The 25381-nt window shown below is 42.1% G+C and carries 17 protein-coding genes; 5 read left to right on the plus strand and 12 right to left on the minus strand.

What is annotated here, in order from left to right; all coding sequences use genetic code 11:
• Window positions 1–7: 7 nt before the first annotated feature.
• The 9 genes from ACQEXS_RS15085 to ACQEXS_RS15125 form a co-directional block, all read right to left on the minus strand.
• Entirely contained in the window at window positions 8–550 is a 543-nt protein-coding gene (locus tag ACQEXS_RS15085; RefSeq protein ID WP_367986445.1) for a cell division protein ZapC, read from the minus strand.
• A gap of 170 nt (window positions 551–720) precedes the next feature.
• Entirely contained in the window at window positions 721–1734 is a 1014-nt protein-coding gene (gene pyrD / locus ACQEXS_RS15090) for a quinone-dependent dihydroorotate dehydrogenase (protein WP_367986446.1), read from the minus strand.
• 46 nt (window positions 1735–1780) lie between these two features.
• Window positions 1781–6622: an NAD-glutamate dehydrogenase gene (locus tag ACQEXS_RS15095; protein ID WP_367986447.1), complete on the minus strand. Its 4842-nt coding sequence runs from the start codon at window positions 6620–6622 to the stop codon at window positions 1781–1783.
• Between the two features lie 187 nt (window positions 6623–6809).
• The gene (locus tag ACQEXS_RS15100; protein WP_367986448.1) at window positions 6810–7028 is read right to left on the minus strand and encodes a DUF2835 domain-containing protein; all 219 of its coding nucleotides are present in this window, start codon (window positions 7026–7028) and stop codon (window positions 6810–6812) included.
• Between the two features lie 45 nt (window positions 7029–7073).
• Entirely contained in the window at window positions 7074–9680 is a 2607-nt protein-coding gene (pepN, locus tag ACQEXS_RS15105; RefSeq protein ID WP_427014384.1) for an aminopeptidase N, read from the minus strand.
• 151 nt (window positions 9681–9831) lie between these two features.
• Complete coding sequence (locus ACQEXS_RS15110; RefSeq protein WP_427011145.1) at window positions 9832–10488, minus strand: hypothetical protein; 657 nt, start codon at window positions 10486–10488, stop codon at window positions 9832–9834.
• A 136-nt stretch (window positions 10489–10624) separates the two neighbouring features.
• Complete coding sequence (prc, locus tag ACQEXS_RS15115; protein ID WP_427014385.1) at window positions 10625–12619, minus strand: carboxy terminal-processing peptidase; 1995 nt, start codon at window positions 12617–12619, stop codon at window positions 10625–10627.
• A 17-nt stretch (window positions 12620–12636) separates the two neighbouring features.
• Complete coding sequence (proQ, locus tag ACQEXS_RS15120; protein WP_367986453.1) at window positions 12637–13263, minus strand: RNA chaperone ProQ; 627 nt, start codon at window positions 13261–13263, stop codon at window positions 12637–12639.
• 98 nt (window positions 13264–13361) lie between these two features.
• Window positions 13362–13835: a GAF domain-containing protein gene (locus tag ACQEXS_RS15125; protein ID WP_427014386.1), complete on the minus strand. Its 474-nt coding sequence runs from the start codon at window positions 13833–13835 to the stop codon at window positions 13362–13364.
• A gap of 91 nt (window positions 13836–13926) precedes the next feature.
• Here ACQEXS_RS15125 and ACQEXS_RS15130 point away from each other — a divergent pair, with 91 nt between their 5' ends.
• The 4 genes from ACQEXS_RS15130 to rsmF all read left to right on the plus strand — a co-directional run bounded on the left by ACQEXS_RS15130 (window position 13927) and on the right by rsmF (window position 21181).
• The gene (locus tag ACQEXS_RS15130; RefSeq protein WP_427014387.1) at window positions 13927–15723 is read left to right on the plus strand and encodes an ABC transporter ATP-binding protein; all 1797 of its coding nucleotides are present in this window, start codon (window positions 13927–13929) and stop codon (window positions 15721–15723) included.
• Between the two features lie 39 nt (window positions 15724–15762).
• Complete coding sequence (locus ACQEXS_RS15135) at window positions 15763–17025, plus strand: PqiA/YebS family transporter subunit (protein WP_427014388.1); 1263 nt, start codon at window positions 15763–15765, stop codon at window positions 17023–17025.
• Window positions 17018–19657, plus strand: a complete 2640-nt coding sequence (locus ACQEXS_RS15140; RefSeq protein WP_427014389.1) for an MlaD family protein — start codon at window positions 17018–17020, stop codon at window positions 19655–19657. The genes ACQEXS_RS15135 and ACQEXS_RS15140 overlap by 8 nt, the downstream gene beginning before the upstream one ends.
• Window positions 19658–19756: 99 nt before the next feature.
• Window positions 19757–21181 carry a 16S rRNA (cytosine(1407)-C(5))-methyltransferase RsmF gene (gene rsmF, locus ACQEXS_RS15145; RefSeq protein ID WP_427014390.1) on the plus strand — a complete coding sequence of 475 codons (1425 nt, stop codon included), beginning with the start codon at window positions 19757–19759 and terminating at the stop codon, window positions 21179–21181.
• 204 nt (window positions 21182–21385) lie between these two features.
• Here the strand turns inward: rsmF and ACQEXS_RS15150 are convergent, their stop codons facing one another.
• Entirely contained in the window at window positions 21386–22219 is an 834-nt protein-coding gene (locus tag ACQEXS_RS15150; protein WP_427014391.1) for a CvfB family protein, read from the minus strand.
• Between the two features lie 251 nt (window positions 22220–22470).
• Here ACQEXS_RS15150 and ACQEXS_RS15155 point away from each other — a divergent pair, with 251 nt between their 5' ends.
• A complete protein-coding gene (locus ACQEXS_RS15155) occupies window positions 22471–23856 on the plus strand; it encodes a hypothetical protein (protein WP_427014392.1) in 1386 nt (461 codons plus the stop codon).
• On the opposite strand, the gene ACQEXS_RS15160 is transcribed toward ACQEXS_RS15155, so the two are convergent.
• Complete coding sequence (locus ACQEXS_RS15160) at window positions 23828–24304, minus strand: PaaI family thioesterase (RefSeq protein ID WP_367986463.1); 477 nt, start codon at window positions 24302–24304, stop codon at window positions 23828–23830. The genes ACQEXS_RS15155 and ACQEXS_RS15160 overlap by 29 nt on opposite strands.
• 97 nt (window positions 24305–24401) lie before the next feature.
• The gene (locus ACQEXS_RS15165) at window positions 24402–25283 is read right to left on the minus strand and encodes a putative PEP-binding protein (RefSeq protein WP_427014393.1); all 882 of its coding nucleotides are present in this window, start codon (window positions 25281–25283) and stop codon (window positions 24402–24404) included.
• Window positions 25284–25381: the final 98 nt, after the last annotated feature.

Below are 25381 nucleotides of genomic sequence, written 5' to 3' on the forward strand. Positions count from 1 at the left end.
GAACTGTTTACCCGACGAGAGCCATCGGGCTTGCTATAAAATCCTGATTTGCGATAACCATGCGATCATGCATGACTTTAATTGCTTCACCAAAAACCAATTCTTTTGCGCTGCTGAGCACAAAAGTGTCCAAATTAATTGACGCACAAAGACTCGCACTCTCTCCTACTTCCAATACTAAGAAGTAGCCACCACCATAGGAATTGCTTAAATAAATGAAATCCCCTTCTTGTGGAACGGCACCGTCTGAAATGCAATCAAAAAACCAGCTCTTAGGTTGGACAGGCTTATGAAAGCGTTTAGCTGCGACACAATACAACGCCAACTCTGCCTGACGAGGCTCACTAATATCTAATAGAGCAATTTGCTCTTTGTATACTTCGAAAGCAGCTGCATCATCAACAGAGAATTCGTTAATGCCGATCGCACAATCGACTATCAATTTTCTGGAAAGGTTAGTTTTGAAGACCATGTCATTGCCCAGGTCCAGCATTAAGTGGCCTTCCCTGTCTTCGTAATACCATGTCCATCGATCACTGGGTTTAAGCATAATTCCAATATCCTGATTGTGCGTTATAAGGTTGAAACGCTTAATTACCTTTCCAAATGTACTGAAGATTCTATTGGTGAATTAATAAAAAAAAAGAGGAAATGATTACTCATTTCCTCTCGAAAATACTTAGATTTTAATAGTTACGTCAGTGTGACGGCGTCACCAATTTAATTTAGGTTTTTGACGATATCACGTACTAAACCAGGACCATGGTAAATAAAGCCAGAGTACACTTGCACAAGTTTTGCACCCGCAAGCAGTTTCTCTTTTGCAGACACAAATGAATCTACCCCACCTACACCGATGATAGGTAACTTATCACCCAACTCCTCATGAAGTTTACGCACAACTTCGGTACTGCGGGACTGTACTGGTCGTCCACTTAAACCACCAGCTTCTGAAGCATGCTTCATACCTTCGACCATTGTGCGATCTAATGTTGTATTTGTTGCGATCACACCATCAATGTTGTTTTTGATCAAAGACTCACAAATCTGACTAATTTCATCATCACTAAGATCCGGCGCGATCTTTAATGCAAGTGGAACATATTTATCGTGTTTCTCGGCTAATTCCGCTTGTTTCTCTTTTAGTGCAGATAGAAGTTCATCTAAAGCTTCACCATACTGCAGTGAACGTAATCCAGGAGTATTTGGTGAAGAAATATTCACTGCAATATAACCGGCATACTCGTACACTTTTTCCATGCAGATTAAATAATCTTCAGCGCCCTTTTCTATTGGAGTATCTTTATTCTTGCCAATGTTAATGCCAAGTACGCAATCAAACTTAGCTTTCTTAACATTCTCAATCAGGTTATCTACACCAAGGTTGTTAAAACCCATGCGATTAATAATTCCTTCCGCTTCAACAAGGCGGAACAAACGTGGTTTATCATTTCCTGATTGAGGACGTGGTGTTACTGTCCCGACTTCAACGAAGCCAAACCCCATCGCATCAAATGCTTCAATACATTCGCCGTTTTTATCCAAACCCGCAGCAAGCCCTACTGGGTTACGGAAAGTAATGCCCATACATTCGACTGGTCGATTTGGAAGTTGTTGACGGTAGAAAATATCAAGAGGTGTGCCGGTAAAGCGTTTGAAGTTTTGAATTGCTAGATCATGTGCCTTTTCGGCATCAAGTTGGAAAAAGCCAGTTCTGGCTAAGCGGTAAAGCATTGTGCCTCCGAAAGAAAAAAGCCCCGTATAAACGGGGCCTTATTATTTACTCATTTGAGGAACAATTCAAATTTAATAGCATTAATTCACGTAATGCGACTGAGAATTTTGCAAATTCATGGACGGAACCCACTTTAAATTCATTAAGAATATTTTCCCAACGATGAAGTGAGAGTTCGTTATTCGAGATCCATTGATCCAGTTCTTTCATCACATCAAGATCTTCTGCCGAGCAACTGCAGCTTAACACCTGACCTGTCAATTGACGCTGTTGCCAATCTAGATCTTCTCTAAAGGCCGCTCTTGCCAATGCCTGCCAATGGTTATCAACGGCTTGAGTATTGATTTGTTTTAAGAACCAATGCAGAGACAATCGATCACCAAGATTGTAGTAGAGTTTAGCACTCTGCTCGATGGATTTGCCTTTTTCACGAGACACTGTAGATATATCCAGTACTGAGTACAGACTTGATAGACGAGCCACATAACTCGCAATATCGGCACTAATACCTTTCTCTATCCATGCTTTAGCCATGTCATTGTGTTCTTCCACTTCAGCAGGAACTAACATGTCATCCAGTTTGTCAGTAATGGCATGAACATCAGATTGGTACAACTCAATTAACTCCCTAACACTTTGCTTACCAGTTCGGTTGCGCAACAACCAACGAGAAAGTCTTCTCAAAGTGCGTCTAACATAAAACATCATATCGTATTGCGCTGAGGTTTCCGCGTCGTTATCTAATTCACGGACCTGCTCCAATATTCGCCCTAACCCATATATTTCACGGGATGCCGCATACGCATTGGCGATATCAACAACATTTGCTCCTGTCTCTTCTTGAAGCCGAGTAACAAAGTTGCAGCCCATTTCATTAACCATTTGGTTTGCTAGCGCAGTAGCAATGATCTCTGAACGCAATGGATGTTCTTGCATATGAACAGAATAGTTACGGCGTAACTCGGTTGGGAAGTAATTAATGAGTTGCTGACCGTGATATTCATCATTTGCGATGTCATCGTGGACTAGCTCCTCTTTCAATACCATCTTACCGTATGCAACCAGTACAGAAAGTTCAGGTCTTGTTAAAGCAAAGCCTTGTTTTTCGCGTTCAAGAAGCGTTTCATCATCAGGAATATACTCCAATGCACGATCAAGATGCCCTGCTTTCTCCATTGTATGGATAAAGCGGATTTGTTCCTTAACTAAAGAAACCCCTTGTTGTTCAGTGACTGAAATTGACTCTGATTGGCAGTACGCATCATCTAGAACGATTTCACCCACTTCATCTTCCATTGATTCCAGTATCTGGTTACGCTGTTTAACGGTGAGATCACCATGCGCAACTAAGGTATTCAGGAAGATCTTAATATTCACTTCATTATCTGAGCAATCTACACCACCCACATTATCGACAAAGTCGGTATTTACTCGGCCACCAGTCAACGCGTATTCAATACGCCCAAGCTGAGTCATACCCAAGTTACCACCTTCGCCAACAACCTTGGCTTTTAGCTCTTTTCCGTCAATACGAAGGACATCGTTCGCACGATCCCCTACATCGGTGTGAGTTTCAGTGGAAGCTTTAACGTATGTACCGATACCACCATTCCAAAGAAGATCGACCTCCATTTTTAAGATCATTTTAATAAGATCATTTGGAGCTAACGATGCCTTTTTCGTACCGATCATTTTCTGAATTTCTGGAGTCAAACTGATCGACTTCGCTCTACGAGAAAATACGCCACCACCTTTTGAAATCAGTTCTTGGTTGTAATCTTCCCAGCTCGAACGTGGCAAGTTAAACAAGCGGTTACGCTCTTCCCAGCCTTTAGCAGAATCTGGATTTGGATCGATGAAAATATGTAAATGGTTAAACGCAGCTTGCAATCGAATATGTTTCGACAACAGCATTCCGTTACCAAACACATCACCGGCCATGTCTCCGACACCTACCGCAGTAAAGTCCGTTGTTTGGCAGTTAATTCCCATTTCTCTGAAATGGCGTTTAACGGACTCCCAACCACCTTTTGCCGTGATGCCCATGGCTTTATGGTCATAACCATTTGAGCCACCAGAGGCAAATGCATCTCCTAGCCAGAAATTGTATTCTTCCGACACAGAGTTAGCGAGATCAGAAAACGTTGCGGTTCCTTTATCCGCCGCCACCACGAGGTATGGATCATCTTCATCATGACGAACAACATTTTTAGGAGGGATCACTTCACCTTCAATGATGTTGTCTGACACATCAAGCAATGCGCGGATAAAGCGTTTGTAGCAGCGTTGTCCTTCAGCAAAAATCTCATCTCGGGATGTCAGCATGTGTTGGCGTTTGCAGACAAAGCCCCCTTTAGCGCCAACTGGGACAATAACCGTATTCTTAACTTGCTGTGCTTTTACCAGCCCGAGAATTTCTGTACGGAAATCTTCTTGGCGATCAGACCAACGCAAGCCACCACGAGCAACTTTACCACCACGTAAATGCACACCTTCAATATCTGGAGCATAAACGAAGATCTCAAATGCAGGCACTGGTTGAGGAATTTCAGGAATGTCACTTGGCTTCATTTTCAATGCCAACCAAGGCTTATTCTGTTTATTCGTGTCGAGCTGATAATAGTTGGTACGTAATGTCGCCGTAATCATTTCCATGTAACGGCGAATGATCCGGTCATCATCAAGACTTTCTACGTGATCAAGCTGTTCCATCATTTTCTTGATCAGGTCTTTTTGTCCTTTCTCACTTCCTTTGTGTTTCGGATCAAAACGTTTAACGAAAAGATCCACCAACCCTTTAGCAAGATCAGGATAATGACTTAAGGTTTCCTCGATATAATGTTGACTAAACGGGAAACCAACTTGGCGCATGTAGCGAGCATAAGCTCGAAGAATCGAGATCTCTCTTCCTGTAAGTGATGCACCTAGCACCAAGCGGTTAAATCCATCGCTTTCAAGCTCACCAGCCCAAATAGCAGCAAAAGCTTGTTGGAAACGATCGCGAGCTTCACGTAGATCAACACTCTTATCGCTCTTATGAAGCATAGAAAAATCTAGGATCCAATAAATCTGTCCATTCGCACTTCTTACTTCATAAGGTGATTCACCAATCACTCGAAGACCCAAATTCTCCAACATCGGCATGACATCAGATAAATGGATAGGTTCGTCGCGATGATAGAGTTTCAATCGGACGGCTTTGGAATCACTACCCAACTCCTGCGGACGATAGAACAACATGCCCAATTTGTTGTCATCGCTTAGTGACTCAAGTCGTTCAATGTCGGCAACCGCCGATCCCGGCATCACATCTTCTTTATACGATCGGGGGAAAGCACGCATATAATCTTTCGATAGCGGTAATCCTTTGCTTTCACCAAAGTTCGCAATGATCGCTTCTTTCAAACGATCATCCCATGTAGAAGATGCTTCCATTAAGTTTTGCTCAATTGTTTTTACGTCGATATCCATGTTGTTATTATCGACACGGACGATGTAATGCGTTCTAGCTAAAGGACTTTCAGAAAAATATGTGGTGAACTCAACTTCTTGTTCACAACCAAAATACTGCTGCAAAATACGCTGAGTCTGACGTCGTAATTCGGTGTTGTAACGATCTTTGGTGACATAAACCATGCAGCTAAAGAAACGACCAAACGGATCTTTTCGTACGAACAAACGAAGCAAATCACGATCCTGCATCTGAACGACACCCATGCCGACTTCTAGCAGCTCTTCTTCTTTTGCTTGCAGCAGTTCGTCCCTTGGGTAGTTTTCTAAGATATTGTGTAACGCTTTATAAGAATATGAGCCTTCACGGTAACCACTCGCTTCAAGAATTCGCCCTACTTTTTCACGTATCAGCGGAATACCGGACACACTTTGGTTATATACCGCAGACGTGTATAAACCAGTGAATCGATGTTCCCCAACCACTTTACCGTTCTTATCAAACTTTTTAATCCCGATATAATCGGTATACGCTGGACGATGAATGCGACTCGGTGTATTGCCTTTAGTCACAATAAGTAAGAATGGCTTTTTCGCTTCAAGTCTGGCTGAATCAGGGAAATTTGAAAGTTTAACGCTACGAACACGATGTTCATTCGCGAAAAGACCTAACCCTTTCTCTTTGGTTGGACGCAATTCGGTGTCACCATCAACTGTAACCAAGTCATATTCTTTGTAACCCATAAAGGTAAAGTTGTGATTCCCTAGCCAACGTAAAAACTGGATAGTTTCATCCCAACGATCTCGCTCAATATCAAACTTACCTTGTTTCGATTCAACTTGGTTCGTTACTTCTTCCAGTTTTTCAACCATCAGCAGCCAATCTTGAACGACAAGGCCCGTATCGAGCAAAATGGATAACAGCTCTTCTTTCAGAGAAGCCATTTCTGATTTATCCGTTAAGCGGTCTACTTCTACGTGGAATAAGGACTGCATAACACCAGTACCATTATTCAGATTGATGATCTCTCCCTGCTTTGAACGCTCAACTTGTGTTGGACCATGCAACATTAAGTGAGAGTCTAATCCAAGGCGGCTTAATGCCATTTTGGTTGAGTCAACAAGGAACGGGCTGTCAGGTACGACGATTTCAACGATAGTATGAGTCGATTGCCAGCCTTGACGACTGACTGATGGGTTAAATACTCGAACGGAAATATCTTCCGGTTTTTTTTCATTTATATGATGCCAAAGACTAACAACGGCACCATACAAATCAGATTCATTTCTTTCCACAAGATCATCTTGAGAAATATTGCTGAAAAGATGCTGAGCAAGTTGAGTGACTAAAGGCTGATGAGCAAGCTCGAGTTTGTCTTGAATAAGCTTATATACTTTTTCAAGCAGAACCGGCATCAGTGTTTCACGCGCGGTCATAATCACACTCCACAATTAGAATTGTATGTTTTTGTTGGGGATGTTGTAAGCATAGTGCTTAACACGGGTAATGCAGGGTTATTGTAAAAGCTTTATTGACAAAAGGTTAATTATTTAAACCTTTAAGAAGATGAAATGTTTGAGAATGTGATTAAGGTTCTATTTAAAGCTCTATTAAATCAGTTGCTCACAGAACTTCTAACTTAATAAATTTGTTTTCTTGGTCAGTTGTCAGTCGAAAGCGCCCTTTAACTCCGATTTGGGTTAAAAAAGGCCGAAATCGTGTTGCAGGAAGCTGTAGCCGTAACCCATTGTCTGTAATCACTAATACTGAGCTTGCTGCCCCTGAATAATGAGAAAGGAAGGTTTGATATGAAATGTTCAGTGAGAAATAGTAATAGTTCATCGAGATAAAGAGCCGGTAACTGCCTTAGTTACCGGCTGTCATATTTTAAGATTCTAATGCTTTAGACACTTTTTCAAACAAGTCCTTAGCTAGGTTATCTAATGCTTTCAGTGATTCCAACTCAGCCTTGATGAGAACTTGACGCTCTTCATCATATTTGCGGAATTTCAACAATGGATCGATTAAACGTGACGCCACTTGTGGGTTGCTGCTGTTAAGTTCACGTAGAATTTCGCCCGCGAACTTATAACCTTCACCACTTTTCGCATGGAAACGAACAGGGTTCATATTCAAGAATGAGCCAATTAAACTTCTCGTACGATTTGGGTTTTTCAAACTGAATGCTTCATGGCCCATCGTTTGTTTAATAACATCCAAAACATCTTCTGAAGGGTTTGCACCTTGTAACGCAAACCATTTATCCATGACTAAACCATCATGTTTCCATTTTGCACTGTAATCTGCCATCAACGCTTCACGACATTCAAGCTGTGCGCTGTTCACTGCTGACATTGCGGCAATCGTATCTGTCATATTGTTTGCTTGCTCATATTGAGCTTTCGCTAACTGATTTCCTTGCTCGGTATACGCAAGATAAGAAAGTGCGGTGTTACGTAGCGAACGTTGACCAATTGCTGAGTGTTCTATCGAATAGTTCGCTTGTTTCAAGCTGTGGTAAATTGCACTGAACTCGTCTTCCAGCTCAGTTGCCAATTTAACTTTGATTGACTTTAGGACGGATGCTACAGCATCAACATCAACTTGCTTATACCAACCGAAAACTTCATTGTGACTTGGAAGCGATAACATTTCCGCGATGAACGCATGTTCGAGGTTTTCGTTTAATAGAACACCGCGGAATGCATCGATAACAGAGTCTGGCAAATCAAACTGTTCATCATTTTGAACGGCTTGTACATTACTGCGAATGTATTTTGCCAAGAGCATCTGCCCTGCATCCCATCGCGCAAATTCATTACGCGCGTGAACCATTAGGAAAGTCAGCTCTTCATCACTGTAATCATATTCCATAACGACTGGTGCTGAGAATTCTCTAAGCATTGATGGAATTGGTTTTTCATTCACGTTTTCAAAAACAAATGTTTGCTTGTCTTTAGTCACATTCAAAACATTGTTTACTAGAGAATTGTTACGGCGTAACTCAACTACATCACCATTTGCTTGATACAGTTCAATATCAAACGGAATATGTAATGCTTGTTTGTCATTTTGGTCTTGTGTCGCTTCCGTTGATTGCTCAACCGTCAGCGAATAAGTTTTATCCAGTTCATTGTATTCACTCGACACTTTTAGCTTTGGTGTACCCGATTGGCTATACCATAAACGGAATTGTTTTAAGTCCACACCAGAAGCATCTTCCATCGCAGAAACAAAGTCTTCACAAGTAGCCGCCGTACCATCGTGACGCTCGAAGTACAACTTCATGCCTTTCTGGAACCCTTCTTCACCAAGCAAAGTGTGCATCATTCGAATGACTTCGCTGCCTTTTTCGTACACGGTTAGCGTGTAGAAGTTGTTCATCTCAATCACTTTCTCAGGTCGAATTGGATGAGACATCGGGCTAGCATCCTCGGCAAACTGAGGACCACGAATAATGCGAACATTGTTAATTCGATTCACAGCCCTTGAACCGAGGTCAGAAGAAAACTCTTGGTCACGGAATACGGTTAAACCTTCTTTAAGGCTTAGCTGGAACCAATCTCGACATGTCACTCGGTTCCCTGTCCAGTTATGGAAATACTCATGGCCAATAACCGCTTCAATGCCTAAATAATCCGTATCTGTTGCCGTTTTATCATTTGCTAGGACAAATTTAGAGTTAAAGATGTTTAACCCTTTATTCTCCATTGCGCCCATGTTGAAGAAATCGACAGCAACAATCATATAGATGTCGAGATCGTACTCTAGGCCAAATCGTTCTTCGTCCCACTTCATCGAGTTAATCAGCGACGTCATCGCGTGCGGAGCACGGTCTAAATTCCCTTTATCAACGAAGATTTCAAGCTCAACATTACGACCAGATCGTGTGATGTATTTGTCACGTAATACATCAAAATCGCCAGCAACTAGGGCAAACAAATAAGCTGGTTTAGGGTGCGGATCTTGCCATTGAACCCAATGACGACCTGCTTCAAGTTCACCTTCTGCAATTCGGTTACCGTTACTTAATAGAAATGGATACTCAGCTTTATCTGCAATCACTTTCGTTGTGTACTTTGCTAGCACATCCGGACGGTCCATATAATAAGTGATACGGCGGAAGCCTTCGGCTTCACACTGAGTACAGAATGCGCCACCTGATTTATAGAGCCCTTCTAAAGCCGTGTTCGCTTCAGGGTTTATTTCAGTAATAATGGTTAAATTAAACTGCTCAGGTAACTGGTGTAACTCTAAACACCCTTCAGCCTCTTGGTAGTTCGTCCACTCTTCACCATCAACTTCTACGCGCTTTAATACAAGACCTTCACCGTCTAATTTCAGTGAGGTGTTATCTGATACTTGTTTGACGTTAGAAACTGCCGTGACGGTTGTTGCCGTATCATGCAAATCAAATGTTAGATCGATATCGGTAATCGTGTGACTTGGTGATTGATAATCTTTACGATATTTGGCTTGTGGTGTTAGAGCCATGTCTAAATCCTTCTGAACACAAAGTATGTCAAAGAAGCTTACAACTCTAAATGCAAAAAAACGAGGTATAAACCTTAAATACCTAGTTATTTTGCTATCAAAACTCTATCAAACAATCATATTGACTATTTTTTAATCCATCTGTAGATGGTTAACGTATCCTATTTAGGACTGCGTACATACCGCCTTCCTCAATCTCTAGCGTTAAAGTATCGCTGTTTAAAGTGTAGCGAGTATCATGCTCTCCATTTTCATACAGCAGTACCAAGTGATTACCTTCGGTGTAATAAACACCTCTATGTACCGCTTCATCACCGGATTGATTTCTCACTTTAAACATAAAAATAAAGTCTGGTTGCAGCACTAAATCCATCCGATGTGCATCATGGATATCCTCGCCAGAAAGGTGCTTACTTGACCAGATCCCTGCTAATGAGTTAGATAACGCTTTAGTAAACGTTACACCATTCAGATTCAGCAAGTTGTGGTTGACTGAGTATTCATACAGTTGTGGTTCTGATGAATCCACTCCCAAGATAATTGTATTCTCGTTTGCAGTGTAGAGCCCTTCCCAATGATCCACACTATAATCTTTCTTCTGGATATCGATCTTGAAGTTATAGTTTGAGTCCAGTGTTAATTTGATCGCCAAAAAATTCTCAGAAGACTTTTCAGGTTCTGGATTTATCAAATACCAATCCCCAATCAAGAATGGCGAGTCAAATTGTGTTAAATCATTCTTTTTCTTTGTGTCATTCGCTGAAAGCGAAAAGCTTAAGCAAGCTAAAACAATAATAATGAATCTCATAGCGCATCCCTCACTTACCTTTTAAGCGTAGGTTGCCGTTCTGAATAACGCTAAATTTTCGATCTAAATCACATTAATTATTGGCATAAAAAAAGCGAGCTATATAAGCTCGCTTTGTATTTCAATAAGTTAGAGATTAACGAATCATATCAACCATAATCGCAACTGACTCATCCAGATACGCATCTGGTGCTTCATAGTCTTTTGGCACGTCATCAAGCGTTTTGAAGGCTTTCAGTCCCTGTGCTTTTTGACGCTGGTTAATGCGTTCTAAACGTTCATCATCCGCTTTATCACTCTCTTCTTTGCGCATTTTTTCATTTAAAGACAACATATTGTCGTCTTTTTCTGCTTTGTAGCGCTTGATATCTTCAGCAATAAATCGGAACTCTAAATCTTTAGCAATTCGCACCTGATGCTTAGCCGTCAGTTTACCAATAAGTGCTTCGTTACCTTGTAACTTAAGATACTTGGCATGATCAATACTGTCCCATGGTAATGCATTGTCTTCCATACTTTCACCAGTTTCACTTGGATCCACTGCTGTAGGGAATGCAATATCCGGAGCCACACCTTTGTTCTGTGTACTTCCACCATTAATGCGGTAGAACTTCTGAATCGTATACTGAACATAACCTAATTCGTTATCAAACAGGTCATAAATATGATTCAAAGAACGATGTTGCTGTACGGTTCCTTTACCAAATGAGTTCTCACCCAAAATAATGCCACGACCGTAATCTTGCATTGCTGCCGCAAAAATCTCAGAAGCCGAAGCACTATAACGGTTAACCAAGACCATTAGCGGTCCTGTGTAGCTGATTTTGCCATCGGTATCGCTGTTAACATTAACCCGGCCGTAACTATCACGGACTTGCACAACAGGACCACTCTCGATAAACAGTCCAGATAATGCAGTCGCTTCCGTTAATGCACCACCACCGTTATTTCGCAAATCAACAATAATGCCTTCAACACCATCTGATTTAAGCTGAGTGATCAGTTTATCTGTATCTTTTGCTAGTCCAACATAAAAGCTTGGTACCTCTAAGACACCCACCTTTTTGCCGTCCTTCTCAAAGACTTCAGATTTAACGGCGCGATCTTCCAGACGAATCTTGTCGCGAATCAGCGTAATCACTTCCGCTTTCGCATCTTTACCCTCAGGTAACACTTGCAAGTTAACTTTTGTGCCTTTAGGCCCTTTGATAAGCTGAACAACATCATCCAATCGCCAACCAATGACATCAACAAGCTCTTCGCCTTCTTGACCAACACCGATAATGCGATCGCCTTCAGCGAGCTGCTTGCTCTTAGAAGCAGGACCACCAGCAACTAATGAACGAATAACGGTATAATCGTCCGTCATTTGCAATACAGCACCAATCCCTTCTAAAGACAGATTCATTTCTGTTTGGAATTGATCTGCGCTTCGAGGACTTAAGTAACTGGTATGAGGATCGACTTCACGCGCAAACGCATTCATGTAGAGCTGAAATACGTCTTCGTTATGCGTTTGGCTCAAGCGTTTTAATGCGTTGTTATAACGTTTGCCTAAAATCTCTTTGATTTCTTTCCAGTCTTTGCCAGTCAGTTTGAGATTCAACGCGTCATACTTCACCCGCTTACGCCACAACTCATCAAGCTCTGCTTTATCTTTCGGCCAATTCGCTTCACTACGATCGAGCTGAATGGACTCATCGACATCAAACGACATTTCTTTGTCGAGTAACGATAACGCATATTTAAAGCGTTCATAACGACGCTTCATCGATAAATTGTACACATCAAATGCGATCTGGTTATCACCAGATTTCAATTGATCATCAATAGCAACCGCGTATTTATTAAACGAATTGACATCAGCTTGCGTAAACACATTTCGATTGTAATCCAACATTTCGATATAACGCTCGAAAATGGCTTGAGAAAACTTGTCGTCAAGGGAAAAGTGTTTGTAATGAGAACGGGTAAAGCGAGAAGTAACTCGTTTACTAGCAGTTTGGTGTTGAGCTTCAGGAACAAGAACCGGAAGGTCCTCTAGTTTGATTTTAGCATCAACGGCGTGAGCTGAAGACGCTGCTAGCCATAGGCTAGCAGCAATCAGCGACATTTTTGAACGGCATTTCATGCGTAGGAGTATCTCCTTTATGCGCGCAGGTGCTCCGCTTTAACAACCATTTGTAGGCCGTTAGTCAGTTGAACGCGCACATCTTCCTTATTAATTTCAACGATAGTCGCAGCCATATTTCCTTTGCCCATATTTACGTTCACTTCGTTACCAATGGTAATTTCATCAGCATTAAGTGCACGTGTTTCTACTGGCTGTTTGGCCTTTGGTGCTTTATTCGCTTGTGGGCGACGGTTTTGTGGCTTTTTAGCTGGTTTCGCTTTCGCCTTACCCTCTTCACGAGCCTTCTGTGCTTGCTCTTTACGACGAGCTTGCACCTTTGCTTTACTTTCAGCTAGTGCAGTTTGCGCGTGTTCAACATGTTCTGCTTCAAGTTCACCACATGGGTTACCATCTAGATCAACACGTACAGCACCCGGTTTAACACCGTGTAGGTAACGCCATGATGAAGTGTACTGTCTTAACGCTGCACGAAGCTGTGTCTTGCTTACTTTCGGGTCGTCGGTTAGACGCTCCGCAAGATCTTGAAAAATACCAATTTTAAGTGGTTTTGCTTCACCTTCTAAAGTAAAGCACTTAGGGAAACATTCAGCAATATATGCGATAACTTCTTTGCTGTTTTTTAACTTTTCAGTGTTTTCCATGAGGATTCCTGGTTATAGCGGCCTTTCCGCGAGCATTAAGATAAATATTTCAGGTATTATAGTGACCTGCAAGCGAAAAACCACAGGGAAAGGTTAATTTATGCCTTGATAGCGTGTGAATTAAGCAGGTTTTCTACTTCCTTCATCAAAAATGTCAGCCCTTCTTCATCAACTTGTGAGAATCGGCCAACTTTTGGGCTGTCTATATCGAGCACTCCTGCAACGGTGCCTTTTAATGAAAAAGGAATCACGATCTCAGAATTACTTTCAGCATCACACGCAATGTGACCTTCAAACTCATGCACATCATAAACACGCTGCACCTGATTAGACGCGACAGCAGTACCACATACACCTCGACCTACAGGAATTCGTACACAAGCTGGCTTCCCCTGAAAAGGACCAAGAACAAGCTCATCTTCTTTCATCAGGTAAAAACCAACCCAATTGAGATCTTCGAGTTCCATATTTAGCAAAGCGCTCAAGTTAGATAAATTAGCGATTAAGTCAGTTTCATCTTCCAGCAATGCTAAAGCCTGCTTGGTTAAGCGCTGGTAATGCTCTATTTTCATAATAACTTCCATTTGAAAACGAGAGACTTGCATGCCGGATGTGCGTACAATCCCTCGCAGACATTAAATACTAAGCATTCTCATTTAAGTAATGAATAAAAACGATAACACAATTAGCCGCTCTTGGCTGATTACACAAGTGAAATTACACAAGCGCAAACTGATTGGGGCGAATATCATCGCCATCATCGCGACGCTTATCAGTGTCCCGATCCCATTAATGATGCCATTAATGGTTGATGAAGTGCTACTAAACCAACCCGCTACTGGGTTGGAAATCATGAATGCTGTACTCCCAGCTTCATGGCACACACCAACCGGATATATCTTTTTTACTCTTTTCCTCGTCATCTTAATGCGTAGCGCTAGCCAAGCATTAAATATTCTACAAAGCCGCCAGTTTACACTTGTTTCCAAAACCATTACCTGTCGTATGCGTCAGAAAATGATCGAGAAGCTTGGTAAGATCAGTATTCGTCAATATGAAACAAGAGGAAGCGGCGGTATCAACGCCCACTTGGTTACAGACATCGAAACAATTGATCAGTTCATTGGCTCAACATTAAGCAAATTTCTGATCAGTCTGTTAACCGTTATTGGCACCGCTGCTGTGTTGCTTTGGCTTGAATGGCGACTAGGTCTGTTCATTTTGCTGGTCAACCCAATCGTCGTCTACTTCTCACGCAAACTTGGGAATAAGGTTAAGCACTTAAAAAAGAGAGAAAACCAGTCTTTCGAGCGTTTTCAAAATCGTTTAGTTGAAACGCTTGATGGTATCTATCAGCTGCGCGCTGCAAACAAAGAACGTGAATTTCTCAACCAATTAAATGCCCATGCAGACCAAATTCGCTCCGATGTGGACAAATATGCGTGGCAGTCTGAGGCAGCGGGACGGGTTTCATTTTTACTCTTTTTGCTAGGCTTCGAATTATTCCGAGCCGTCGCAATGCTGATGGTATTATTTAGCGACTTAACCATTGGCCAGATTTTTGCGGTCTTTGGATACCTTTGGTTTATGCTCGGTCCTGTTCAAGAAATCTTAAGTATCCAGTTTTCTTGGTATAGTGCAAAAGCTGCGTTAACGAGAATCAATACTTTGTTGGAGTTGGAAGAAGAGTACCGGCCTAATAGCAAAGTGAACCCGTTCTCTCCAGAGAAAGAGGTCGATGTTCGAGTAGAAAACGTAAATTTCTCCTACAACCAAGATCATAAAGTACTAAATAACCTCAGCCTAACTATTCCTGCAGGAAAGAAGGTGGCATTAGTCGGGGCAAGTGGTGGTGGTAAGTCCACGTTAATTCAACTACTTATTGGTGTTTATAGACCTGATTCAGGCTTAATTCGCTTCAACGGTGAAACAAGCGACGATATCACTTTTGATATTATTCGCGATAAAATAGCTGTCGTATTACAGCAACCTATACTATTTAACGATAGCCTGAGGCATAATCTGACCTTAGGTTCCGACTACAGCGATCTTGAATTGTGGCGAGCGTTAGAAGTTGCGCAAATGCAAGATGTAATCACTCAACTGAGTGATGGGCTTAATACACAAATAGGACGAAGCGGTATCCGTCTATCTGGTGGTCAACGACAACGTTTAGCGATCGCTCGAATGATTTTGAGCAATCCTCAGTTTGTTATTCTAGATGAAGCAACTTCCGCTTTGGACACTGCAACAGAAGCAGCCTTACACACAGCCCTATCGGAGTTTTTGAAAGGTAGAACCACATTGATTGTGGCGCACCGCCTTTCAGCGGTAAAACAAGCAGATTTAATTTATGTACTAGAAGACGGTCAAGTGAGTCAGGCTGGTACACATGGAGAGCTAGTTGAACAAGAAGGCTTATATCAAACCTTATACGGCAGTGCACAATCTCACGCTTAATTGTGACAATGTAACTATCTATTTAGGCGCTTCAGCACTATGAAGCGCCATAGTTCTCCTTTGGTTTCTCATGAAGCCACACCTACCTCCATTCGCCTTTGTCAGGGTTGTGAATTACCCGTTGATGTATTGGATGTAAAGCAAGGTAAAAGCGCTCATTGTCCACGATGCGGCACCCAACTCTATCGAGGTGGCAGCCCATCCTTGTCAGGTAACTTGGCAATATCCATCACCTGTCTTTTGCTTTTATTCCCAGCGCACTTTTTTGATTTCATTAAAATTCGTTTATTTGGAGTGATGATACCGGCAACACTCCCATCGGGTGTATTCACCCTACTTCAGGAAGGTTTCTACTTCCTATCTCTACTCATTATTTTCTGTAGCTCTATTGCACCATTTTTGGTCTGCTCTTCGGTTACTGGGGCGCACTTCGCACTTAAAATACGCTCTTTCAAGTTACTCAAATGGTCACTAAAAACAGTCCACCACCTCAAACATTGGGTAATGATTGATGTTTTCTTAGTGAGCGTGGCTATCAGCTGTTTTAAACTGCAAGATTATTCCGATATTTTTGTTGGGCCTGGGTTATACAGTTTATTATTACTGCAACTATTTACTGTATTGTTACTCAGTCGTGTCAGTGTAAGGCGATATTGGGAAGCTTGGGATCAAGAGAAAAACTACCAGTTCGAAAAGAAAGAAATCCATTGCCATAGCTGTCACCTGTCACAGCCTGAAGGGGAACAATGTATACGATGCCACAGCCCTCTTCACCACCGTAAGCCCCGTTCATTACAAAAAACATGGGCCTATTTAATCGCGGCTACCATCGCTATTTTTCCAGCTAACCTCATCGCCATATCTGTGTTGCTGACGAATGGACAAAGGCTGCAAGACACTATTTTTTCCGGTGTTGCCTCACTTGTAAAAAGTGGTATGACAGGCATCGCTATCATTATTTTTGTTGCAAGTATCGTTGTCCCTGTCGCTAAAATTTGTGGTTTGGCTTACATCTTACTCGCAATTAAATTCAAACGTTCGGTATACCACAGACAACGCATGACCATCTATTTCCTTGTGAAATGGATAGGTAAATGGTCAATGATGGATCTGTTTGTGATCTCGATTATGATGACTCTGCTCGACAGAGGCCAAATACTCGACTTTACGCCGGGATACGGAGCCGTAGCCTTTGGCATGGTGGTCGTTCTTACAATGCTTGCTGCTGAAAGTATCGACCCAAGATTTATTTGGGATAACTATCCCCAACCGTCAGAAAAAGAAGAGACTTTGAATGAGTAACCCATCTTCTAACCAAAAATCCCATATGCCAGATATCAAACGAAATCGTGGCATATCTCCATTGTGGATTCTCCCGATCTTAACGATGCTGCTGGCCGGTTGGCTCGTGGCAAAGGCCATTCATGACGCAGGTCAACGAGTTCAAATCTACTTCTCAGATGCGCAAGGGCTGGTGGCTGGTCGCACGACCATTCGCTATCAGGGTTTAGAAGTTGGGATGGTAAGAGAAATTAACCTGACTGAAGATCTGGAAAGCATCTATGTCGATGCCGATATCTACCCTGAAGCGACTAAATTACTTTCAAAAGAAACTCGATTTTGGATGGTTAAGCCAACCGCAAGTTTGTCGGGTATTTCCGGCCTTGATACGCTTGTCTCGGGTAACTATATTGCCATTCAACCAAGCGATTCAGCCGAAGAGTCGGAGCCAGAAACGGTGTTCCATGCTCTTGAACGCGCTCCTTCAGACATTCTGACTAAAAATGGGCTCAACATTACACTGAAAGCACGTGACCTTGGTGGAATATCCGTCGGTTCTCAGATTGTGTACAAAAAGATCCCTATCGGTGAAGTATACAACTATCAGCTAAATAACGATGCGAAGAGCGTTATTATTCAAGCATCAATCAAAGATGAGTACCGCAAGATCATTACCGACGAAAGCCGTTTTTGGAACGTCAGTGGCATCGGTGCGCAAATTGGGTTCGAAGGCGTTGACGTGCGTCTTGAAAGCCTAAGTGCTCTCATTGGTGGCTCTATCGCTGTTGACTCTCCTGATGACGGCCAACCAGTCGCGGACAATACTCAATTTCGCCTTTACCGAGATTTGAAAACGGCTGGCCGCGGTATTCCAATCAAAATCACCTTACCTGATGAAAACCAAATCAGTGCTTCAGGCGCACCAATCATGTATCGCGGCATTGAAATTGGCCAAGTGACTGATTTGCAGCTCAGTGAAGGTCGTAAAGAAATCATCGCTTCAGCGGCAATCCAACCTGCATTTAACGATATGTTAACTAAAGGCAGCCGATTTATCCTCGAAGAAGCCAAAGTGTCTCTTTCTGGGGTAGAAAACTTATCCAATCTAGTTAAAGGTAACTTCCTGACACTCGTGCCGGGTAAAGGTGACCGTTCAAGATACTTCACTGCCGTACGCAAAAATGACTTTGCTAAGCAACAAGCTCGCTCAACTAGCGTCAGCTTGGTTTCTGATAACTCATTTGGTTTAGATGTTGGGGCAAATATCCTCTATCGAGGGATCACCGTCGGTTCCATCACTAAGGTTTCACTTGATGGTGATAAAGTTCGATTCGACACACTCATTGACAACCAGTACGCTCATCTTATCAAGTCACAGAACCGATTCTTTGTGACAGGCAGTGCAAGCGCTGAGCTCACTGAATCTGGACTTAATATTACTGTTCCACCAGCCAAACAGCTTTTAACTGGTTCAATCAGCTTTGTAAGTGAAGGCAGTAATAGCGCACTGGAAGAATACCGTCTATTCCAAAGTAAATCCCTAGCTGAGCTAGCCAAATACAACCTATCAGGGTCAACAAAAATCACGCTATTTGCTCATGAGCTTCCACCAATTTCGAAAGGCAGCCCTCTACTCTACCGAAACCTTCAAGTGGGTAATGTGGCTGACTTCCATTTGGTTGATGGCGGCGTCTATATCACCGCAAGTATCGAAAAACAGTATCAGCACTTAATTACAGCACAAACCGTGTTTTGGAATCGCTCCGGCGTGGAAGTGAACGCGAGCCTAGCTGGTGTAAGCGTTAAAGCCGCACCATTAAAAACCATGATTCAAGGTGGAATTGCCTTCGACTCCCTACCGGGTGTGGAAAACAAGCAAAACGGAAAGTGGCTACTTTATGAAGACTTCAATACCGCAAGAAAATTTGGCCATCTGATTACATTAATGTCGAAGGGTGAAAATACCATCACTCAAGGCACCGCAATCAAATATAACGGTGTAAAAGTTGGTGAAGTCACGCTTGTCATTCCAAACTTTACAAATGATAAAGTGGAGATTAAAGCCCGAATTATGCCGGAGTACGCCGCCAAACTTGCAAAAGCAGGCTCCTATTTCTGGGTTCCCAAAACAAAAGTTGGCTTAGATGGCGTGAAGAATTTACAGAACTTATTATCGCAATCAATTAATGTTCTTCCCGGCACTGGTGCTGCCCACAGTGAATTTGAGCTCCATCATCAAGCTCAAATTACAAAAGGGGTTAAGTTTACCCTTCAAAGTGAAAGCCGAGGCTCTGTCACCGTAGGTACGCCCGTGCTTTACCGTGAAATTGAAGTTGGAAAAGTAACGGATGTTAAATTAGGTGATTTCGCAGATCGCGTTATCTCTACCATTATTATTAAACCTGAATACGCATACCTTGTAAGACAAAACAGTGTGTTCTGGAATACCTCTGGCGTTGATGTTTCAATCGGTTTGTCTGGAGCAAACATCAAAGCAGGCACATTAGATAGTATTGTCCGAGGTGGGATCACCTTTGGAACACCGGAAAATGCACACCTGCAATCTCCTGCTCGTTCAGGTCATGCTTTCTACTTGTATCCAACACCGGAAGAAAGTTGGCCTAAATGGCGAACCGCAATTCCTAAGCCGTAAGCCACGCTTCATTGTTACTAAAAACGCAGCATATCCGCTGCGTTTTTTTATCCATTTCGCTATAATCCCACTCCTTTACACCTAATCGAGATTAACTCAGTGCACCAAAACGTTTATCTGCCAGACGACTTCCTCACCATGATCGAGTCCATCCTGCCATCACAGCTAAATATGGAGGACTTTATTCAAGCATGTCAGCGCCCATTACGTAAAAGTATTCGCGTGAACACCTTAAAAATATCGGTCGAGGAATTTTGTCAACGCGCGGAATTAAAAGGTTGGCAGTTGTCTCCAGTTCCTTGGTGTAAAGAAGGTTTCTGGATTGAAGCAGATGAGTCAAAGGTACCACTGGGTAATACCGCAGAACATATGGCAGGCCTTTTTTATATCCAGGAAGCCAGCTCGATGATGCCCGTCTCGGCACTTTTTAACTCAGATGATGCACATTTTACCGCGGTGTTGGATATGGCAGCCGCACCCGGTTCCAAAACAACGCAAATAGCAGCTTTGATGGAAAACAACGGCATTTTAGTTGCGAACGAGTTTTCATCAAGCCGTGTCAAAGTTCTCCACGCGAATATCGAACGCTGCGGTATCCGCAATGCCGCGCTGACGAACTTTGATGGAAGAGTCTTTGGCGGGTGGCTACCTGAACAATTTGATGCCGTACTTATCGATGCACCTTGCTCTGGTGAAGGTACTGTGCGTAAAGACGCAGACGCCATGAAAAATTGGAGTAAAGCATCCGTTCTTTCAATCTCAGACACTCAAAAAGCGTTGATAGAAAGTGCATTTCACGCGTTAAAACCCGGTGGTAGCCTTGTATATTCAACCTGTACGTTGAGCGTAGAAGAGAACCAACAAGTTTGTAATCACTTAAAAGAAACGTTTGGAGAAGCGGTTGATTTTGAACCTCTAACAGGCTTATTCCCACAAGCAGAAAAAGCGTTAACAGATGAAGGGTTTTTGCACATATTCCCTCAGGTGTACGACTGTGAAGGATTTTTCGTCGCTAAAATCAATAAAAAACAATCCGTGACACCTCCCGCAGTAAAAAAGCGTTTAGGTAAATTCCCATTTGAAAAAGCTTCCAAAAAAATCCATTCAGAGATCGCGACACAACTGGAACAAACGCTAGGTATCGTTTTACCAGCAAATAGCTCAGTCTGGTTAAGAGACAATGACGTTTGGCTGTTTCCTGAAGATTTAGAACCTATGCTTGGCGAACTGCGTTTCTCACGGATGGGGATAAAAATCGCAGAAGCACATAAGAAAGGTTACCGTTGGCAGCACCAAGTAGCCACAACGTTAGCAACCGGGGATGAGCCTTGTGCCATAGCACTTTCAGTTGATGAAGCCAGAGAATGGTATATGGGACGAGATCTTCGACCAGAACAGCAATCAGGTAAAGGGGAAGTGATTGTTAAACTCGGTAACGATGTGATTGGTTTAGGTAAATGGGTAGGAAATCGTGTAAAAAACGGTCTACCAAGAGAGCTAGTTAGAGATAAAAATCTTTTCTAATCGATAAACGTTAGTATGAAATTCTTACATAAGCCAGCATACGCTATATGATGTACTACAATTAAATCATGGTTACATGAAGTATATCAAAAAGTTAGCGCAGGCTCTGTAGGAGCCCTTCCCCTAGACCCAGAACAAAGACGTTTTGGGTCTTTTTTTGACAATAAAAAAGGCGCTAAATGCGCCCTTTCAACTCAATCAATTCTAAACAAGGCGAATGCCATCTTTCTCGATGACAATTTTACCTTGTTTGTACAGACCACCGATTGTTTTCTTGAATGTTCCCTTGCTGGTACGAAATGCAGAGAAGATCGCTTCCGGTGTAGATTTATCATTAAGTGGTAAGAAGCCACCTTTCTTTTCTAACAACTCTACAACTTTGCTGCTTAGATCATCCATTTTATCGACACCGACTTTCTGCAACGCTAAATCGATTTTACCGTCTTCACGAACTTGCTTGATATAACCCTTCACCTTTTTACCAATGAACAGCTTACCAAAGACATCCGATTTGAAAATCACGCCCCAATGCTGACCATTGATGATTGCTTTATAACCAAGGTCACTTCGTTCAGCAATAAGTAAATCAACCTGCTGGTTTTGTTGGTAATTTGCAGGGGTTTTATCCAACAGTTTGTTGAATTTTGTTGTACCAACAATACGCCCCGAAGCCTTATCCGTATAGACATACACAAGAATGTTCTGGCCCGCACTCAAGCGACCACGTTGTTCACTAAAAGGCACCAATAGGTCTTTACCCTTAATTCCCCAATTCACAAACGCACCAGTACTATTCACCCCTTCAATTTTCATTAGCCCCCACTCTCCAACTTGGGCAATAGGTGTTTCAGTTGTTGCAACCAACTGATTGTCAGAGTCAAAATACAAGAAAGCATCAAGTGATTGGCCGACTTCGGTCCCTTCAGGCACAAATCGGTTTGGTAGCAACGTCATCCCATAGTCGCCAGCTTCTAGAAACACGCCAAAATCAGCACGTTTCACAACTTCCAGATGATTTATCTGACCTACTTTAATCATTTCAATTTATCTCTTTTTTTGTCCGTAGCATTGCTACCAACAAGGTAATTCTCAAAAAGCTCTATCGCAGCTCTTACATTGACTATAGCGTTCTACCCATTTATTCCACCGTTCCAGTCTGTCGATGCATGATCATTCAAATATTAAAAAGTGCTTAGAAGGCGGAAGGTTATACACTACAAATTTGCGGTGATTATACCTAAAGTCTGATATGCTTTCGAAAGATAATTCTATATTTTCTGGAGCTTTCATTGATCACCGTTGACAAGCATGACGGCATAACACTAAAAATCGCTCATGCCATGGCTTCGACCAAGGAGTCCGACCTCGATCTCTACTTTTTTATTCCAGGCGAACTTGGACTTTCACCAGAAGTTCTCAAGGAAAGCGATTTCTACTACAGCTCAATAACCCAAAAACGAGCGTATTACAGTGACAAAACACTACTTCCCTTAGTACACAGCCGATTAGCGAAACGTGGCCAGCTATCATCTACTCAGTACCGAGTCAGTTTGAGTTTGTTCGCCTATCAATATGTGATTGCGCTAGACAAAGCAGTTAATGAACTTAACAAACACAATAAGGATAGTGTCACCACCGAAGAAGTCGACGAAGTCATAGAGCTTGCTCTCGATATTCTTAAACGTTTAAGACGTAGTATTCCCTACGAAGAGAGTCTTAAACGCTACTATGCCAATATTGACAATTACCTCTCTTGGTATACAGAGCAGCGTTTTATGTCGCTTGTTGCTCATATGCCGCGTGAAGGCGATTATAAAACGGTAAAAGAGCGTCTCATCACTATTGTGGAGCGTGAGAAAGCGCATCGTAAACTCAATAACTATAATTCTCAAAGTGTACGTGACGACGTAACGCGGATGAGCAATAAAATGCGACTCCTTAGACGCTTAATTGAGCACCCTATCGTTTTGAAGGAGAAAACGATTTCTCTTGGCAATAACATGAAGCGGATGGTGAAAGGTTTAGCAACTGGATTCGTAATGTTATTTGTCACCATTACAGTGATTCTCGCCCGAGATTACTGGGGAGAAATTACTGCTTCTTTCATTGTTGCTATGTCATTTGTTTACGCGCTGAGAGAAATATTCAAAGATGATCTGCGCGATGTTCTTTGGCGCGTTATTCGAAAAGGAAAACCTAAATGGCGCAAGCGCTATAAAGATCCAACAACCAATAAAGCCGTTGGGCAGAAACTGGAGTGGCTAGAGTATACCTCGCTGTCAAAACTGCCCGATAGAATCAAAACGATTCGTAAAAAACGGGTCGTTCAACGAGAAGAACAAATTCTGCACTACCGCTCTGAAGCCGAAATGTCGACCTCTAAGTTTTTAAGTGGTTATGAAGAAACACGCGAATCGTTAATGGTCAGTATGCGCCCATTGACTCGCCTGATGGATAAGGGGTCAAGCAAGATTTATACATTGAATAATGGGCAAGTAACCAAAGAATCTGTAGAAAAACGCCATCTGATTAACCTAATTGCCAAAGAAGACAACCATGACGGTAAACCAAAATTTTATCGTTGGAAAATCGTACTTAACCGAAGCAAGATTGTCGCTATCGAGCAGATGGAGATTGAAGACCCATTTAATCCATTCGCTTCAGTGACAAAGTAAGATCAAACTCGGCCATTGGTTCCATACCATGTAGTGTGGGGCAAATGGCCGTAATTTTTACCACTTCGTTTACCCTTTCTCCTGAGCTTATCGTTTGATCCAACATGTCGTCGATAAGTGCGCCATCGTTACAAATAAAATGAACATCAGCTTCAGGTCGTTTCAAAAAGTGTCCTTCCACAGCCTTAAATGCAAGTGAAACCTTGTTCCCTCTAGACTGTGCTTTACTCATCGCCATAAAACCACCGGCAACATCTGCACCAACCGCCAATACACCAAAATACATGCTATTCAGATGATTTTTAGTCCGGCGACGCAGTGGAATTTTCACTTCAACAGATTGCGAATTTAATTTAATAATCTTTGGCCGGCATAGCCAAATAAGAGGAACTTTAAAGAATCCAAAACACTTGAGATATAAGTTGGCTTTATTCAACGGTGAAAGCATAAACTGGTTCGATGTCATGTAACAATAAGACCAGTTCAATGCTTTTAGTTTATTAGATCAACATATTCTTAACATAACTTTGAAGCCGCGCACTAAGTTACATCGTAACAACAACTTGGATGTTGTTATATTCTAAAGCGAGTTCTTGTACTTTAGGATACTCAGCGAGGTTAGTACTGAGCAAAATCGCTGGTTTATTATTACTGCTTGACGTTTTAAATACTTGTTCAAGCAATGAGAGTACAGCCTCATTTTGTGGATCAAACAGGTACTGAAGATTTTCTGAGTGCCTATCTACACCCAATGCATATTGCGTAAGGTTCTCTAAATTGATCACTACACCATCAAAGTAATGCAATAATCGTTCGGTTAATAAAGCCGCTGCTGGAACTTCTGCAACATAAAGTACTTTCAGACCATTCAACCCTCTAGGTAGCCCCTGCTCTGCAAGTAAATCAATTACCTTTGCCGCATCGGATAGTGTTCGAACAAAAGGGACAACAATTTCAATCTGATGGCCAAGGGATTGAAGCTGTTTGATAACATCACATTCCAATGCAAAAATTTTGTTGTATGAAAGAGATGCATAACGAGAAACACCACGAACACCAAGAGCTGGGTTGTCTTCTGTTTCTTCAACACCGCCACCAAGTAATGACCGCATGGCAAGACTATCCGCATTATTTAAACTAACTCGAATCGCTTGATAAGCATCAGATATTTGGCTAGAAATGCTGGTAACTAAAGTACTAACAAAATGTTCTGATACTGACTGTGAGCCAAGTATTGCGTCAATTGATGAACGCTCAATGTCAGTCAAAGAGGCATGATCATAAGCTGGGTGATAAAAAATATGCTCCATAATCAAGTCTGCAATCGAAACGTATAGGTGCTTACCAGTAGTCGTTGTTTCAGTCGAAGGCAATGCTTGGCCTAACACTAAATCCGGATGCAAACCGCCATGATTCTCGTAACTCATTATTGCTCCATTGATATTATTATTGAGATCCTCACTCGAACATACCGATTGAGATAACTGAACACAAGAGAAAATCGCATTATTACAACGGATTAGTG

The sequence above is a fragment of the Vibrio sp. TRT 17S01 genome, assembly GCF_050113695.1.
Classification (GTDB): domain Bacteria; phylum Pseudomonadota; class Gammaproteobacteria; order Enterobacterales; family Vibrionaceae; genus Vibrio.